Source organism: Alcanivorax sp. P2S70, assembly GCF_000475295.1.
Taxonomy (GTDB): domain Bacteria; phylum Pseudomonadota; class Gammaproteobacteria; order Pseudomonadales; family Alcanivoracaceae; genus Alcanivorax; species Alcanivorax profundi.
On the sequence record NZ_AXBZ01000004.1, the window covers coordinates 35,240 to 51,157 of the forward strand.

Annotated in this window: 15 protein-coding genes; all 15 read left to right on the plus strand. The window is 54.7% G+C overall.

Annotation, left to right across the window (positions count from 1 at the left end; all coding sequences use genetic code 11):
• The first annotated feature begins 150 nt into the window (after window positions 1-150).
• The 15 genes from Q672_RS19500 (at window position 151) to Q672_RS19570 (ending at window position 15,882) form a co-directional block, all read left to right on the plus strand.
• Complete coding sequence (locus Q672_RS19500; protein ID WP_022984086.1) at window positions 151-3,816, plus strand: response regulator; 3,666 nt, start codon at window positions 151-153, stop codon at window positions 3,814-3,816.
• A gap of 16 nt (window positions 3,817-3,832) precedes the next feature.
• Window positions 3,833-4,696 (plus strand): CheR family methyltransferase, encoded by an 864-nt coding sequence (locus Q672_RS19505; RefSeq protein WP_022984087.1) that lies wholly within the window; start codon window positions 3,833-3,835, stop codon window positions 4,694-4,696.
• Between the two features lie 13 nt (window positions 4,697-4,709).
• Window positions 4,710-5,192, plus strand: a complete 483-nt coding sequence (locus Q672_RS19510; RefSeq protein WP_022984088.1) for a response regulator — start codon at window positions 4,710-4,712, stop codon at window positions 5,190-5,192.
• Window positions 5,189-5,770 (plus strand): chemotaxis protein CheB, encoded by a 582-nt coding sequence (locus Q672_RS19515; RefSeq protein ID WP_233552397.1) that lies wholly within the window; start codon window positions 5,189-5,191, stop codon window positions 5,768-5,770. The genes Q672_RS19510 and Q672_RS19515 overlap by 4 nt, the downstream gene beginning before the upstream one ends.
• Before the next feature lie 7 nt (window positions 5,771-5,777).
• Window positions 5,778-6,914: a response regulator gene (locus Q672_RS19520; RefSeq protein ID WP_022984090.1), complete on the plus strand. Its 1,137-nt coding sequence runs from the start codon at window positions 5,778-5,780 to the stop codon at window positions 6,912-6,914.
• Window positions 6,914-8,431, plus strand: a complete 1,518-nt coding sequence (gene gspE / locus Q672_RS19525; RefSeq protein WP_022984091.1) for a type II secretion system ATPase GspE — start codon at window positions 6,914-6,916, stop codon at window positions 8,429-8,431. The genes Q672_RS19520 and gspE overlap by 1 nt, the downstream gene beginning before the upstream one ends.
• Before the next feature lie 11 nt (window positions 8,432-8,442).
• Complete coding sequence (gspF, locus tag Q672_RS19530; protein ID WP_022984092.1) at window positions 8,443-9,663, plus strand: type II secretion system inner membrane protein GspF; 1,221 nt, start codon at window positions 8,443-8,445, stop codon at window positions 9,661-9,663.
• 11 nt (window positions 9,664-9,674) lie between these two features.
• On the plus strand, window positions 9,675-10,109 hold the full coding sequence (gspG, locus tag Q672_RS19535; RefSeq protein ID WP_022984093.1) for a type II secretion system major pseudopilin GspG: 435 nt from the start codon (window positions 9,675-9,677) through the stop codon (window positions 10,107-10,109).
• Window positions 10,078-10,797 (plus strand): type II secretion system minor pseudopilin GspH, encoded by a 720-nt coding sequence (gene gspH / locus Q672_RS19540; RefSeq protein WP_160169797.1) that lies wholly within the window; start codon window positions 10,078-10,080, stop codon window positions 10,795-10,797. The genes gspG and gspH overlap by 32 nt, the downstream gene beginning before the upstream one ends.
• Entirely contained in the window at window positions 10,794-11,195 is a 402-nt protein-coding gene (gspI, locus tag Q672_RS19545; protein WP_022984095.1) for a type II secretion system minor pseudopilin GspI, read from the plus strand. Before gspH ends, gspI begins: the two co-directional genes overlap by 4 nt.
• The gene (gene gspJ / locus Q672_RS19550; protein ID WP_022984096.1) at window positions 11,192-11,833 is read left to right on the plus strand and encodes a type II secretion system minor pseudopilin GspJ; all 642 of its coding nucleotides are present in this window, start codon (window positions 11,192-11,194) and stop codon (window positions 11,831-11,833) included. Before gspI ends, gspJ begins: the two co-directional genes overlap by 4 nt.
• On the plus strand, window positions 11,824-12,861 hold the full coding sequence (gene gspK, locus Q672_RS19555) for a type II secretion system minor pseudopilin GspK (protein WP_022984097.1): 1,038 nt from the start codon (window positions 11,824-11,826) through the stop codon (window positions 12,859-12,861). The genes gspJ and gspK overlap by 10 nt, the downstream gene beginning before the upstream one ends.
• A gap of 99 nt (window positions 12,862-12,960) precedes the next feature.
• Window positions 12,961-14,103 carry a type II secretion system protein GspL gene (gene gspL, locus Q672_RS19560; RefSeq protein ID WP_031225881.1) on the plus strand — a complete coding sequence of 381 codons (1,143 nt, stop codon included), beginning with the start codon at window positions 12,961-12,963 and terminating at the stop codon, window positions 14,101-14,103.
• Window positions 14,100-14,612: a type II secretion system protein GspM gene (gspM, locus tag Q672_RS19565; RefSeq protein ID WP_022984099.1), complete on the plus strand. Its 513-nt coding sequence runs from the start codon at window positions 14,100-14,102 to the stop codon at window positions 14,610-14,612. Before gspL ends, gspM begins: the two co-directional genes overlap by 4 nt.
• Before the next feature lies 1 nt (window position 14,613).
• Window positions 14,614-15,882: a hypothetical protein gene (locus tag Q672_RS19570; protein ID WP_147393878.1), complete on the plus strand. Its 1,269-nt coding sequence runs from the start codon at window positions 14,614-14,616 to the stop codon at window positions 15,880-15,882.
• Window positions 15,883-15,918 lie beyond the last annotated feature (36 nt).

The window sequence follows — 15,918 nt, forward strand, 5'->3', positions numbered from 1 at the left end:
CCGTTAATCCTGTGAAATCAAGCAGATGGGCCTTCTTGTTAATGGGCTTTATTGCCGCATTGGTCCGGTTTCTGTTAGCCTCATTCTTTTGTCTTAGCCCTTTTGCAGGGCACTGAAAACAAAAAGCCGGAAAGGCAAGAGGGCTCTCTGATGAACTGGTTCCAGAACCTGTCCGTGCGGCTGAAGATTTTGTCTGTAGCCGGACTGGGTATTGCGTTATTTCTGGTCTATGCCGTTTACAGCTTTTATATCGCTGAAACGAATATCAATAACCTCAAACGCATAGAAAAACAGGATTTCCCTGTCCTCGAGCTGGTGAATGCCAATAACGTGGACTTCATTGCCATCAGTGAGTCCTTTATCGCTGCCATCAGCCAGGCAGACCCGGATTTATTACAGGAAGCACGGAGTCGGGCCAGCGAATTCCTGCGCCGGCTTGATGCCATCCGGGCGACTGATTCCGAACTTGCCGGTAGCGTTGACCGCCTTCAGCGTAGCTTCAAGTCATACATTGATGAGGCAGGGGAATTGGCAAAAGCCCTCATTGAAGGGGATGGCGCCGGTGATGATCTCTACCAGCGCATTACTCAGGTTCGGCAATTACAGGATGATTACGAGGCGGAACAAAAAGCTTTTGAGGGGCAACGCTATTCCGCTTTCCGTGAGACCCTGAATACCAGTCGGGCGGACAATCTTGGCACCCAGAAAATTGGTCTTCTTCTCGGTGCAATTTCTTTTGTCATGCTTGCGTTGATTGCCTTGCGCGTTACCCGATCCATTACCCGCCCGCTAGAGGGGGCGGTGATTGCCGCAGACCACATTGCCGATGGCAAATGGGATACCGAGATCAGAGAGGGTGGCCGTGATGAGACCGGTTTGCTACTCAACGCCATCCGAAAAATGCGCGATGCACTGGTTATACGCAACCAGGAAGACCGACGCCAGGAAACCATCAAGAACCATCTGGCGGAGCTCAACAACCGTATGCGCGGTGAGATGAGTTACCAGCAGCTGGGCAACAACATGCTCAGCTTTTTAGTGCCTGTACTGGAGGCTCAAGTCGGCGCCTTTTACAGTTTCGATCCCGATGCTCAGCAGTTAAGCCTGAGTAGCTCCTATGCAATGCAACGCCGTAAACATCTGGCTAACCAGTTTCGGCTTGGCGAATCTCTGGTTGGCCAGGCGGGGCTAGAGCGTAAGACAATTCTGCTGGAATCCGTTCCTGATGATTATATCAGTATCGCTTCTGGAACCGGCAAAGGGCAGGCCAGCAATGTGATTGTCATGCCTGTCGTGCACGAAGAAGAATTGAAAGGTGTGCTCGAAATCGGTGCTTTCCGCACCTTCAGCAATGATGATCTTGCCTTTCTTGAACAGTGCTCCGAGGTGATCGCAATTTCTGTAAGCAGCGTGTTGAGCCGAGTGAAACTCGGTGAAATGCTCGAGCAGACACGTGAACAAGCTGAGGCCCTCGAGAAACAGAAAGAGGAAATGGCGCAGGTCAATACCGATCTGGAAGAGCAGGCCATGGAACTGGCCGCATCAGAATCGCGCTTGCAGCAACAACAGGAGGAGCTGAAGGCGATAAACGAAGAGCTCGAGTCCCAAACCCAGGCACTTCGTGCCTCTGAAGAGAGCTTGCAAGCCCAACAGGAAGAACTTCGTGTCACCAATGAAGAACTGGAAGCCCAGGCGAGATTGTTGACAGAGCAAAAGACAGAAATGGCGCAGAAAAATGATGAGCTGGAGCTGCTGCGCCATGAACTGGAAGACAAGATCAGAGAGCTGGAGCTGTCCTCCAAGTACAAATCTGAATTCCTTTCTACCATGAGCCATGAGCTGCGTACGCCGCTCAACTCGATCCTGATTCTTTCCAATGCACTGAGCCAGAACAAGAAAGGGAATCTGGAAGAGAAGCAAATTGAGCATGCTCAGGTAATTCACTCTGCGGGCGCCGACCTGCTCAGCCTGATCAACGACATCCTCGATATTTCCAAGATCGAAGAAGGCAAGATGGACGTGGTGATTGATGACTTGTCACCCACCGAAATCGGCGAACATTTCCGCCGCCATTTCGCCCATGTGGCTGAAAGTCGCGGGTTGGATTTCCATGTGGAACTTGGGGAAAATCTCCCCAGCCATTTTTATACTGACCGACAACGGTTGGAACAGATCATCAAGAATCTGCTCTCCAACGCCCTCAAGTTCACTGAGCATGGTTCGGTAACCTTCAGTATTACCCGTCCCGTTGAGGGCGACACCCTGCCTTCAAGAAGCCTGAATCCGGCCGAAACTCTCAGGTTTGCGGTAACAGATACGGGGGCGGGTATCCCTGAGGACAAGCAGAAGCTTATCTTCGAAGCATTCCAGCAAGCAGATGGTACCACCAGCCGTAAGTACGGTGGCACAGGCCTTGGCCTGACTATATCCCGTGAGCTTGCGCGCCTGCTGGGGGGAGAAATCAGCTTGTACAGTGAAGGAGAGGGTACCGGTTCAACCTTCATGCTTTTCATCCCTGAAGGCTCGGCGGAGTCCTTGGTCACTACCGAAAATGGCGATGACGCGGACATCGGCGACAATGCCGAGGCCCACACCGCGTCTATGGTGCCGATGGGTGAGGCAGATGATGACTTTGTAGTGCGTGAGAAAACGGTCCTGATTGTCGAAGACGATATCGAATTCTCCAGTGTTCTGGTGGACCTTGCTGCTGACTACGGGTTGGAGGCTCATGTGTGCCATGACGGAGAGGCCGGTCTGGATTACGCCAGCCATTACCGCCCCAGTGCCATTATCCTCGATATTGGCCTGCCTGGCATTGATGGCTGGGAGGTCATGGAGGCATTGAAGGCGGATCCCCGCACTCAGGATATTCCGGTGCACTTCCTGTCCGGTCGTGACGAGCGCAAAAAAGCGCTTGATCTTGGTGCGCTCGATTTGCTGACCAAGCCAGTTAACCAGAATGATATTCTCGCCGCGTTCGCCAAAATTGAAGGCGCGATTGAAAAAAATGTGCGTCGTTTACTGGTGGTTGAAGACAGTGAAATCCAGCATGAGAGCATCCGCGAACTGTTTGATCAGAAAGGGGTGGAAATTACTGCCGCCACCAGTGGTCAGGAGGCGCTGGAAGCGCTGCGCGAGACAGTTTTTGACTGCATGATCCTCGATCTTACCTTGCCTGACATGAGTGGTTTTGAACTGCTTGAAACCGTGAATGGCAGCGACGAATACGATAGCGTCCCTGTGGTTATCTATACAGGCAAGGACCTTACACGTGAGGAAGAAGCACGGCTGCGCAAGCATGCTGATCGCATCATTCTTAAGACGGAGCGCTCCCATGAGCGCCTGCTTAATGAAGCATCTCTATTCTTGCACTGGCTGGAGTCGACCCTACCGTCTGCCAGGCGACCGGCCGCTGAGAGTATCGATCACCGGGATGATATTTTCGAAGGTAAGCAACTGCTGCTGGTGGATGATGACATGCGCAATATTTATGCGCTTTCCGCTCAGCTAGAGGAACTGGGCTTTGACATCACCATCGCCAATAATGGGCGAGAATCCCTGGAGGCGCTGGATGCCAATCCTGATATCGATATCGTGCTGATGGATATCATGATGCCCGAGATGGACGGCTATGAGGCCATGGGTCATATTCGTGATCAGGCGAGATTCAAGAAATTGCCAATTCTGGCCCTTACGGCCAAGGCAATGAAGGACGATCGTGCTAAATGTATTGATGCGGGAGCGAATGATTACTGCTCCAAACCCATTGATATGACGAAATTGACTTCTTTGCTGCGTGTCTGGCTGCATAAGTAGCTTGCGGGAGTAGACAATGGCGGAGCATCTGCCCATTACGGACGAGGATATCGATGTTGAAGACATCGAAATCCGCCTGCTGCTGGAAGCGATCTTCCAGATGTACGGCTATGACTTCCGCTCATACAGCAAAGCGTCTCTGCGTCGACGCGTCCTGCACCGGCTTACCATGTCCGGACTCTCATCGATCATGGAAATGACCGACAAGGTATTAAGGGACCGGCCATTCTTTGTGACGCTCCTCAACGACCTGACTGTTAATGTCACGGAAATGTACCGTGATCCGGAGTTTTACCGTGCCTTTCGGGAAGACGTTGTGCCGGTGCTGAAAACGTTTCCGTTCATCAAAATCTGGCATGCGGGCTGCTCGACAGGCGAAGAAATCTATTCCATGGCTATCCTTCTTGAAGAAGAAGGGCTGTATGACAGGGCCATGATATACGCGACGGACATTGACAAGAATGTACTGGCCGCTGCCAAGAAGGGAATTTATTCAATCGAAGCAGTAAAACAGTACGGTGATAATTACCGGCGCGCTGGTGGCCGGCATTCATTATCGGACTACTTCACCGCTCGCTATGACAGCGTGATTATGGACCAGCGCCTGAAACGCAACATCGTCTTCGCGGACCATGATCTCGCTACGGACCAAGTGTTTGGCGAAATGCACGTCATTCTGTGTCGCAATGTCTTGATCTATTTTGACCGTGCCTTGCAGGGCAGGGTAATACGATTGTTCAGCGAAAGCCTCGATCTGGGCGGCTACCTGTGTCTCGGCACCAAGGAAAGCTTGCGGTTTACCGGGGAAGAAGAGGCATTCGATGTGATAAACACATCCTTGCGGATTTTCCGCAAGCGTCAACTCCAACATTTGCAATGATTAGAGAAAGGTAATGATCGAGCAGAAACTGCTATTAGTGGATGACCAACCTGCCAATCTGGTATCGCTGGAAGCGATTCTGGAAGGGGAAGGCCGTACGCTGATAAAGGCCCACTCAGGCCAGGAAGCACTCAAGATTCTGCTCAAGGAAGATATTTCACTTGTTTTGCTGGATGTACAGATGCCGGGTATGGATGGATTTGAGGTGGCGGAGCTTATGCGTCAGCGAAAAGACACCCAGACGATACCGATTATCTTTGTGACTGCCATCAGCAAGGAAAAGAAATATGTTTTCAAGGGCTATCAGGCCGGTGCTGTGGACTATCTGTTTAAGCCACTTGACCCCCTTATCCTCAAGAGCAAGGTTGATTTTTTTCTTGGTCTGGACCGTCAACGTAAGGAGTTGCAGGAAAAATTGAAGCAGGCGCAGGCACACCGGGCAGCCTATGAGGCTGGCAAGACTCCGCGCAGTGGAGGCGATGACACCACATCGTGATAGAGCAGATGGGGCCAGTAAAGGCAATCGTGATGGGCGCTTCATGGGGAGGATTGAATGCCTATACCCAGATTCTGTCCGCCTTGCCGTCCCGGTTTCCCGCTGCCATTTTACTGGTACAGCACCAGCATGCGAGTGCGGAGAACCGTCTGCCCTGGTTGTTGGCCCGCTATTGTGCGCTGCCGGTAATTGCGCCTGAAGACAAGGAGGTTATTCTCCCGGGCCACGTTTATGTCGCTCCCCCGGGGTATCATATGCTCGTGAATGAGGACGAAACGCTGGCCTTTTCTGTTGGTCGGCCCGTACACTTTTCACGGCCTGCTGTTGATGAACTGTTTTTTTCCGCGGGGGCGGTATACGGTCGGCATCTTGCAGCAGTCATCCTGACCGGGGCTAATGAAGATGGCGCTGCCGGGATTGAATATATACATCGGCGCGGTGGCTATACCATAGCCCAGTCGTCAGTAAGTGCTGAAGCACCGACAATGCCCGAATCGGCAGTAAAAACAGGTGCGGTTTCAAGGGTGCTTGATCTCGAAGCAATTGGCCCATTTTTGGCTGAAAAGGTTGCAGGGTAGTAAACCAATGAAACAGAACATTTTGGTTGTGGATGATCACAGGGAAAACCTGATTGCCCTGGAGGCCATTCTGGATGGGGATGGCAGAAATCTCATAATGGCGCAGTCAGGTAATGAGGCGCTTTCGCTAGCACTTAAGCATGATTTTGCTCTGGTGCTGCTTGATGTACAGATGCCGGAAATGGACGGCTTCGAAGTGGCGGAATTAATGCGCAAGAACAAGAAAACGCGCAATCTGCCGATCATCTTTGTTACGGCGATTTCCAAAGAACAGAAGTACGTATTTAAAGGATATGAATGCGGTGCTGTGGATTACCTGTTCAAGCCTATTGATCAGAAAATCCTGGAAGCCAAGGTAAATGTATTTCTTGAACTGGATCGACAGCGCAAGAAGCTGCAGCAGGCTGTGGTTCAGATGAAACGCCTCAAGGACGAAAACGAGCGTTTGTTACATGCCCTCGGTGAGGCGTTGGTCGGTGCGGATGCCCGTGGGCGCATTACCTTCTGCAATGAAGCCGCGTGTGCGCTGTTGAGTCGTCAGAGGGATGACCTTGTGGGTGAAGATCTCGCGGCGACCCTGTTCAATGACGATACCGGCAAGCCCCGTTGGGAATGGAAGGATTCCCCTGTAAGGCTTGCCTGCGAAAAGGGCGAAAGCTGGAAAAATGAGCATAGCCTCTATGCCCATGACCGTGATGGCCTGGTAGCGCTTACTCTGCGAGGCAATGCTATCAACGATGATTATGGCAATTTCACCGGACTGGTTCTGGTTATCCGCAAATCGGATGATGAGAACGAAGTGCGTGATACCCGAAAAGACCACCGCCGTAATCCGCGCAAGAAATTGTTCCGCGAGATGGTGGTCTTTGATCGGAGCACCGGGGGCAATGTGGGCCGTCTGATGAACCTGAGCGTGGACGGTTTCAAGCTGTTTACCCGCCGGGACTTGCCTGCCGGTGAGAACCTTCAGCTGGGTATGGTATTGCCGGATCAGATTGCGGGCGTCAATACGGTGAGTTTTGACGCCCGGCCCGTCTGGGCAGAGAATCTGGATGCCCCGGGGGAATATCAGGTAGGCTTCCAGTTCGTTGATCTGAGCCCCCAGACACGGGAAGTCATCGTGAATCTAATGGACAAATACTGATGTCGGACGCAGCAGAATCCCTGCAGAATGAACCCGCGGTGAGCGAGCCACAGGCACCGTACTTGCTGCCCTATGGTTATGCCAAACGGTTCGGGGTGCTGTTGCGGGAGCGGGACGGCAAGAGAGAGCTGTGTTGCCGTGACGACATGCCGGTGACTGCGCTGTCCGAAATCCAACGTAAGATTGGCAGCTTGCCGACCCTGGTTCGCCTCACTGAGGCTGAATTCAACGCTGCCATGGCGCTGACCTACGAACAGCAGCGAGGTGCTGCGGCAGAGGCTGCGGATGATCTTGAGGGGCTGGACCTGGCCAGCCTTGCTGATGCACTACCCGAAACCTCCGACTTGCTTGAACAGGAGGATGATGCCCCGATCATCCGGCTGATCAATGCCTTGCTGCAAGAGGCAATCCGGGAAGATGCTTCTGATATTCATATTGAGACGTTTGAGCGACGTCTGGTCGTGCGGCTGCGGGTTGACGGTGTACTCCGGGAAGTCCTGACGCCCAAACGTGAGCTGGCGCCCTTGTTGGTATCGCGCATCAAGGTTATGGCCCGTCTGGATATCGCTGAAAAACGGATTCCACAGGATGGCCGAATTTCATTGAGAATCGGTGGTCGTGACGTGGATGTGCGGGTTTCTACCATGCCCTCCAGTAACGGTGAACGGGTTGTTTTGCGCTTGCTGGACAAGCAGGCCGGACGTCTGCAGGTCTCCCATCTGGGGATGGGCGAAGCCTGTGATAGTCTGATGCGGGAGCTGATCCACAAGCCTCACGGGATTATCCTGGTCACCGGCCCTACTGGTAGCGGTAAAACTACTACACTGTATGCCTCGCTTACCGAACTCAACGACAGCTCACGCAATATCCTCACGGTGGAAGATCCGATCGAATACCAGCTGGAAGGGATTGGCCAGACCCAGGTCAACACCAAGGTCGATATGACCTTTGCCCGAGGGTTGCGGGCAATTCTGCGTCAAGATCCTGATGTGGTCATGGTAGGGGAGATCCGTGATCTGGAAACGGCCGAGATTGCGGTTCAGGCCTCTCTGACAGGCCACCTGGTATTGTCGACACTGCATACCAATACGGCGGTGGGTGCCGTGACACGGTTGCAGGATATGGGCATCGAACCCTTCCTGCTCTCGAGCTCCTTGCTTGGGGCTCTGGCACAACGCTTGGTACGGGTGCTCTGTGATGAGTGCAAACAGCCCTACGAAGCCTCTGCCAGTGAGCTTGCCATGATGGGGCTGCCAGAGAATGACACGGTTACCCTGTATCATCCCGGCAGTTGTGAGCACTGTAATCACCTCGGTTACCGCGGCCGAACCGGTATTTATGAGCTGGTGCTGATTGACGAGAACATGCGCCAGCTTATCCATGACCAGGCAGGCGAACTGGAACTCACACGCCATGCCCGCAGTCTCACCCCCAGTATCCGCGAGGATGGCTGGCGGAAAGTACTGGCCGGGCAGACCAGCGTTGAAGAGGTACTCCGGGTCACCCGGGAAGACTAACGGGGCGGCAGATGCCTGCATTTGAATTTCGATCCCTGGATCACAGGGGCAAAATCAGAAAAGGAACCCTTGAGGCCGACAGTGCCCGCCAGGTGCGTCAGCAGCTGCGTGACAAGGGTTGGGTTCCTATTGAAGTCGACGAAGCCCAGGACTCGGCTCCCAAAGCCGGGCTTGGCCGTTTTTCTTCCTCTGGCAAACTCAGTGGCGCAGAGCAGGCGCTGGTGACTCGCCAGTTGGCAACCCTGCTGAAATCCGGTCTGCCGGTGGAGCAGGCCCTGTCTGCGGTGGCCAAACAGGCCGCCAACGATCGCATCGAACGCATCATGTTGGCTGTGCGGGCCAAGGTTCGCGAAGGCTTTAGTCTGGCCCGCAGTTTCGAATCCTTTCCCCGTGCTTTCCCCGAAATGTACCGGGCGACAGTGGCCGCGGGGGAGCAGAGCGGGCACCTGGAGCAAGTGCTGGAGCAACTTGCCGACTACCTTGAAACCCGCCACGACACGGGACGGTCGGTAGCCCAGGCGATGATTTACCCGGCCTTCATCATGGTGTTTGCCAGCATCGTGATCATGCTGATGATGACCTTCGTTGTGCCCAAGCTGGTCGCGGTCTTTGAAGGCCGTGATCAAGCGCTCCCCATGCTGACGATCATTGTCATGACGCTGAGTGATTTCGCTCGCAGCTGGGGCTGGATGCTGGTGTTGTTGATCGTTGTGGGTGTGTTCGTCTTTAGCCGAGCCATGCGAGAGCCGGGTTTCCGGTTGCGTGTGCACCGCAAGCTCGCCAGTATGCCCATGGTTGGCACCATGCTGCGAGCGGCGGACAGTGCCAGATTGGCCAGCACCCTCGGCATCCTCGGGCGCTCAGGCGTCCCTCTGGTTGACGCCTTGTTTATTGCGGCCCAGGTGGTAGGCAATCTCGCCATTCGGGATGCGGTGAAACATGCAGCGGTCAAGGTTCGCGAGGGGGGGAACCTGAGCCGGGCACTGGATGCCAGTGGCTATTTCCCGCCCATGCTGGTGCAGATGATTGCCAGTGGCGAGGCCAGTGGTGAGCTGGATCACATGCTGACCCGTGCCGCGGATTACCAGGAACGTGAGCTTACCAGTACGGTGAACACGATGGTGGGCTTGCTCGGTCCGATCATGCTGCTGGTGATGGCTTCCGTCGTGGTCCTCATCGTGCTGTCGGTGATGCTACCGATCATGCAAATGAACAATCTCATAGCCGGATAAGGTGACAAGGAATGAAATTACGTGGATTCAAGGCACCCCAGGCGGGTTTTACCCTGCTGGAGATCATGGTAGTTGTTGCCATTATCGGTTTGCTGGCAGCGGTGATTGTGCCGAATGTGATCGGTCAGGGTGAGGCTGCCAAAGTGGATCTGACAAAAGCCAATATGGGCAAGATCGTCCAGCAGCTCGACCTTTACAAGTTCAACAATGGCAGCTACCCGACCAGCGAAGAGGGTCTCAATGCGCTGGTGGAACGCCCGGCCTCAGCCCGGAAATGGCCTGATGGCGGTTACCTGCCCAAGGTCCCCGAAGATGCCTGGAACAACCCCTATGAGTACATCAGCCCCGGGGTAGAAGGTCCGTTTGATCTGTTGTCGCTGGGTGCGGATGGTGCAGAGGGCGGTGAAGGCTCGGATGCCGACATCAACTGGCGCGACGTTCAGTAAGATGCCTTTGGCAGTGAGACAGGCCGGTTTTACCCTGCTGGAGATTCTGGTGGTGGTGATGCTTGTTGGCCTGTTGACTGCCGTGATTGCGACGCAGGGCAATTGGACCAGTAACGACAGCTATCTCGACCAGGAAAGTGCCCGGCTACAGGACACCATTGCGCTGCTGAATGAACGCAGCCTGTTCTCCGGGCAGCTGATGGCGTTACGACTCAAAGGAACAGGGTGGGAGCCGCTGGTCTACGACCGGCTCGAAGCGAGATTCCTGCCTGTGGACGATACCTCGCTTGCGCCTCGCAGTTTGCCGCCGTCGCTGGAGATGGAATGGCAGCTCGATACCCTTGAAGACGATCAGGTTTCCCTGAAACAGGTGGCCCGCTCTCTGGTGGAAGAAGAGCGCATGATGGATACCTCCACACTTGCCGACGAAGATGAAGAGAGGGAAGAGGATCGCGGAGCGGAGCAAAGCGCAGAACAGGGTGACGACGAAGACGGTTTTCCTCAGGTCTTTTTCTTTCCCAGTGGCGAGGTAACCCCTGTAACCCTGTCAGTACGGGTGATTGAGGACCTTGATCAGGAGCAGCGGCTGCAGGTCACGGCACTGGGTCGACTGCTGGATCCGGATGCGCCCCCGAGGGATGAAGAAGACCGTCCTCGCTATCGTGACAGGGAGGAGGACGAAGAATGATTCACCTCAACGCCTTGTCCGGGCACCGCCAGCAGGGCTTTACCCTGATTGAAGTGCTGATTGCCGTTTCGATATTGGCCCTGGTCATGGTCACGCTGGGGCAAACCCTTGGGGCGTCTGCCCGGGCCTATACCAACATCAACGAAACCCACCTGGGGTATCTGGTTGCCTCCGACAAGTTGGTGGAAATGCAGGTTTACCAGCAGTGGCCGTCTACCGGTGAATCTGACAGTGAAGTCACCCGTAATGGTAAAGATTGGTGGATTCTGACCAAGGTGTCAGAAGGGCCGTACCCCGATACCCGACGGGTGGACATCGAGGTGGGGCCGATGGAAGGCGGCGACAAGGCCGGTATGGCCTACCATCTGGCCAGTCTGATCGGTAAGCCTGCCTCATGAAGCCGTTGCAGGCACGTATAGCACGAGGGTTCACGCTGCTGGAAATGGTGATCACCATCGCCATTTTTGCCTTTATCTATGTGTGGGCGGCGTCGTTCCTTGGCAGTGCCCTGCAGGGGCGTGATCAACTCACCGCAAGTGCCGACATCATGGAACGCAACCAGCGGGCCATGACCTTCCTGACCCTGGATTTTGAACAGCTGGTCAGCCGTCCGGTACGCGATCCCTATGGCGATCCGCAACCGGCCATTATGGGGCGAGACAATTACGTGGAATTTACCCGCCTTGGGTGGTCGAACCCCTTTGGTTTGCGTAAGCGCAGTGAGATGCAGCGGGTAATGTATTCATTGGAGGAGGGCACGTTGTATCGCCGTTACTGGCCGGTACTCGACGCCAATGTTGCCACCGAGCTGCAGGAAGATGTGCTGCTCGAAAATGTGGAAACTTTTACCGTACGCTACCTGGATCTGACCCCACAGGGAGAATGGCAGTGGCTTGAACTGTGGCCCGATGTGGCCATGCTCAGTCAGCCTGTCTGGCAACAGCGGTTGCCCAAGAGCATTGAAGTCGAAATCGAACTGGAAGACGGTGACATCATTCACCGCTTTTACCGCACAGTGGTGAATCCATGGATTTGAAGCGGGGGCAGCGGGGCATGGCACTCATTATCGTGCTGATGCTGTTCGCCATTATTTCGACCCTGATGCTTGAGGTGCTGTTTCGCCAGGACCGGTTTCTGACCCGTGCCGATAACCTGATGCAATGGGATAAACGCTATCAGTACGCCATGGCAGCGGAAGTCGTGGCCCAACAAGGGCTGATTGATGATCTTCAGGATGACCAGAACAACAACGCACTGGTAGACGACTGCGTAGAAGAGCAATGGGCGGTGCAGCTGCCCCCCACGCCGTATGACGATGCCATGCTCAGTGCCAGTGTCCAGGATCTCCAGGGGCGTTTTAATCTTAACTGGCTGGTTACCGCTCAGAATCAGGGGTTTGAGCGTAATCCCGAGGGGATTCGACAGCTTGCCCGCTTGATTAACCAGAGTTTTCCTCAGGAAGCCAATGGTTCTCGCCTGGCCTCGGAGATGGCGGATTGGCTTGACAGTAACAATATTGTTGATGATCCCGAAGGGGCCGAAGATGCAGAATACCGGCTCAGTCGCACCCCGAACATGCCAGCTGCCCATGAGTCAGAACTGCGCGCCTTGCTGGGTTTCGAGGTAATCCATCAGCCAAGGGATGCCATGGTCTGGGGGCTGTTGACCGCCTTGCCTGTGGGGACCACCCTTAACGTGAACACCGCGTCGCCACAGGTGCTGGATGCCGTGCTGGGTGACCTGGCGGGACAAGCGGCAGTCGAGGCCGTGCTGGAAGCCCGTAAGGATGAACCTGTTAGTGACATAGGCACATTGATGGCGCTGCCCGCCTTTAATGACATTGCGGCTGACGTGAAGCAGCATATCAGTAGTCGTCTGGGTGTCAGCAGTGAGTATTTTCAGGTGATGGTGGATGTGGAAATTGATGATCAGCTAAGTCGCCTGGTCACCCGTCTGCGACGTCGCAGTGGCCAAGGGGAGACTACGGATGTGTTCAGTCGGCAGGTCAGTCCATTGCTCACAGCACTCGAACCGGCCTGCAATCCCTTTTACAATGCGGATTGATGACAAAGACCCGATTCATCAATACCTATGACTGGGGCTTTGCGGCATGAGTCGCCGTTACACAAGCCAGACAGCACAATAACGACAAGGATTGACTGCGTGAGCCAGACAGCATTGATTTATCTCCACGGAGTTCCCGGTAGCGAGCCGCTACCAGAGCGCACCGTGCTGTTCCAGTCTGCGCCCGGGGAGCCAGTCGAGGGGCTGGGGCTTGAGCAAGCCTTTGCCCGCGCGGACGGTGCGGTGCTGCATCTGGTGTTGGGTGCCGCTTTTGCCAACCTCACTCACGTTTCCATTAGTCGTAAGCAGGCACGCCATTTGCAGCGTGTGCTGCCATTCCTGTTGGAAGAGCAGCTGCTCGATGCCCCGGACAACTTGTGGTTCGCCTCTCGCAAGGGCGATCAGGATGAGTACCTTGTTACGGTAACCGATCGGTTGCTGGTCGAAGAGCTGGTATCTCTCGCCCGGGACGCTGGGGCGGATCTGGTATCCCTGCAGGTGGATGTAGAACGGCTTGGGGCATTGCTGCCTGCTGTTTTTGAGTTTGATGATGGCCAGGCCTTGCTGGCCGCGAACCGTGAAAATGCCTTGCAGGTAGCTGACGATCAGCGTGAAGCCATGCAATCGCTGTTCGGGGAGCAATTACAGGATGCCACCGTGCTGGCAGGCAATGCGGCGTTATTCGACCAGTTACGTGACCATCGCGGACAGGAATTGCTCACCGGAGCGCTGGCTCCCCGTAAGGCATCTAGGGCACCGGGGTTCCTGACGCCCTGGAAACCCCTGGCTTACCTGGCGGCAGCGATCTTTATCCTGACGGTGGCGGGGCTTCGGGTTCAACAATGGCGTTATCAGAGCGCAGCGGATGCGGCGTTGGTGCAGGCCAAGCAGCGCTATGAGCAACTGTTTCCCGGCGACAAGGCGTCATCGGCTCTCAATCGGCAGTTTCAGGGTCGTCTGAACCGGCTGGCAGCCGGTGGCTCTGCCGAAGGGGGCCAGGACTTTTTCCCATTGCTGGTGCCGGTAGCCCGGGTGCTCAAACAGATCAAGGTCGAACCCAAGCGTCTTCAGTATGACCAGCGTCAGAACACCTTGCTACTGGATGTGGGTGCCAAGGACTACAGCCAACTGGAAAGTCTTCAGAATGCGATCAATGAGCAGGGCGCTAAAGCGTCCATCGCCAATTACCGCAATGGTGCTAAAGGTGTGAATGCACGAATTATGGTGGAGCAACCGGGATGAGCAGCGCAGATTGGAAGGATCAGCTTCGCCAGCGCTGGAAACCGATTGTCCATTGGTACCAGAGTCGTGAGCCCAGAGAACAAAAGGTGTTGCAGGTCCTTGGGGTAGTATGGGTGCTGGTGATGTTGTATTGGCTCGTCTGGGCACCGGCTGTGAATGGTCGTAATGCTGCTCGAAGCCAATACGTCACTAACATGCAAACCCATAACTGGATTACCGCAAATGCTTCCGCTGTGCGGGCCGCTGCAACGGGAGGCAGTCGTCAGCGTCTTCCGGCAAACTGGGTGAGCGAAGTGAGCCGCAGCGCCAATGATTATGGTCTTACTTTGAAAGGCTTTTCCCCGGATGGAACCCGTGCTGTAAGGATTCAGCTTGAAGAACAACCCGCTGGCCAGACCATTCTCTGGCTGCAATCACTACAAGAAAAGGGTGTTCAATTGAGCAATCTTGAAATGACCCCGGGAAATTCTTCCGGTACCGCCACGGTCAGGGCGACGTTGCAGCAATAACATGAAGCTGCGCTCTCTCGCTGCGGTCTTGCTAATGGCAAGTGCCGTCCCTGTTCAGGGTGAATGTTTGTTTGATCCACTGGACCAAGGTCGGGTGGTGAAACTCTCTGCCTCTCAACTTCCCGCTGCATCAGGTATCCCACTGGAAGAACTCTCTGTAATGCGGGTCGAACAGGGTGGATTTGTCCCTGTTGCTTTTCAGATTGATGAAATGGCTGCCAAGGGCATGGTCTGGTTCGAACAGTCGGGTTTCGACCTTCAGGGTCAGGCGGGACTGTTTGATGCCAGCGACGAATTAATGATGATGCTGACAGATGCCGGGCCTGCTTCTGTGCCATCTGTTTCCCTGCCTGAGGGCGAGCTTCTGGCAGACTTGCAGGTAGCCCAGGACTGCCATTTTTACCTGATCAGGAATAATCCAGAGCGCAGTGAAAACTTTTATGTCTCCCATGACATCGAAGCCGGCCGCACCCGAACCGCGTTGTATCGCCTTGATGCGGAACCTGACAACGAGCTGAATTGGCGCTACCTGAGTTATCAGGGTTATCAGGGGGATGGATCGATTATCGATACCCTGAAGATGCGAATGAGTGCGGGAGTGCTGTCGCGATTTACCCGTATGACACTGGATAATTACAATCTTCGTCCACGTCTTGTGGGGAGCACAACCGGCCCGATTCGCTCTGTCATGCATCTAAGGACAAAGGTGGTGCTTGCGGGCATCCCTGTCATGACACTGCAGGTACAGGCTATGCGTTACGCAGCGCATTACGAAGCTCATACCTATGCGAAGATACCCGATCTCTATCGCGCAACGCTCAAGGATCCAGAGGTTTCTGTCACGGTTGACGGTAACAACCAGCTGGGTGCACACGTATACACCGCAGCCTTTCATGATAAACCGATCGTGGTCGACGGCCAGGTAAATGAACCGGAATTCGTGAATCAGCCTCTGACCATGGAAGAAAACTGGATACTCTTTGACAGCGGCAAGCAGTTCGCGCTGCTGACTGAACTTACCGTGCCTGCAGAATTGATGCAGACCCCTCTTGCACTTATTTATCAGGATGATGCGAACCTGCGGGTTGAGCCGGAGCAGTTTACGGGCCAGTTACCCAACCTTGGCTATCTGCTGAAGGGCTGGCCAGAGCCAGAAGAATTGCGCTTCACTGTCAGCCTTTATTTTGACAGTGGTATGCACGGTTTTGAGGCTGCCGACTATGCCCGGCAACGCTCAGCCACCGAAGACGTCAAGGTCTCTGTCCCTTAATCGGGAATGCCTGGTTGTTCCCCCCCTGACAAAGTC

Bases quoted from the DNA above. Each gene is read 5' to 3' on its own strand.
- Q672_RS19520 (WP_022984090.1), top strand. From the start codon at position 5,778: ATGAAACAGAACATTTTGGTTGTGGATGATCACAGGGAAAACCTGATT.
- gspM (WP_022984099.1), top strand. From the start codon at position 14,100: ATGAGCAGCGCAGATTGGAAGGATCAGCTTCGCCAGCGCTGGAAACCG.
- gspJ (WP_022984096.1), top strand. From the start codon at position 11,192: ATGAAGCCGTTGCAGGCACGTATAGCACGAGGGTTCACGCTGCTGGAA.
- Q672_RS19570 (WP_147393878.1), top strand. From the start codon at position 14,614: ATGAAGCTGCGCTCTCTCGCTGCGGTCTTGCTAATGGCAAGTGCCGTC.
- gspE (WP_022984091.1), top strand. From the start codon at position 6,914: ATGTCGGACGCAGCAGAATCCCTGCAGAATGAACCCGCGGTGAGCGAG.
- gspF (WP_022984092.1), top strand. From the start codon at position 8,443: ATGCCTGCATTTGAATTTCGATCCCTGGATCACAGGGGCAAAATCAGA.
- Q672_RS19500 (WP_022984086.1), top strand. From the start codon at position 151: ATGAACTGGTTCCAGAACCTGTCCGTGCGGCTGAAGATTTTGTCTGTA.
- Q672_RS19505 (WP_022984087.1), top strand. From the start codon at position 3,833: ATGGCGGAGCATCTGCCCATTACGGACGAGGATATCGATGTTGAAGAC.
- gspH (WP_160169797.1), top strand. From the start codon at position 10,078: ATGCCGACATCAACTGGCGCGACGTTCAGTAAGATGCCTTTGGCAGTG.
- gspG (WP_022984093.1), top strand. From the start codon at position 9,675: ATGAAATTACGTGGATTCAAGGCACCCCAGGCGGGTTTTACCCTGCTG.
- Q672_RS19510 (WP_022984088.1), top strand. From the start codon at position 4,710: ATGATCGAGCAGAAACTGCTATTAGTGGATGACCAACCTGCCAATCTG.
- gspI (WP_022984095.1), top strand. From the start codon at position 10,794: ATGATTCACCTCAACGCCTTGTCCGGGCACCGCCAGCAGGGCTTTACC.
- gspK (WP_022984097.1), top strand. From the start codon at position 11,824: ATGGATTTGAAGCGGGGGCAGCGGGGCATGGCACTCATTATCGTGCTG.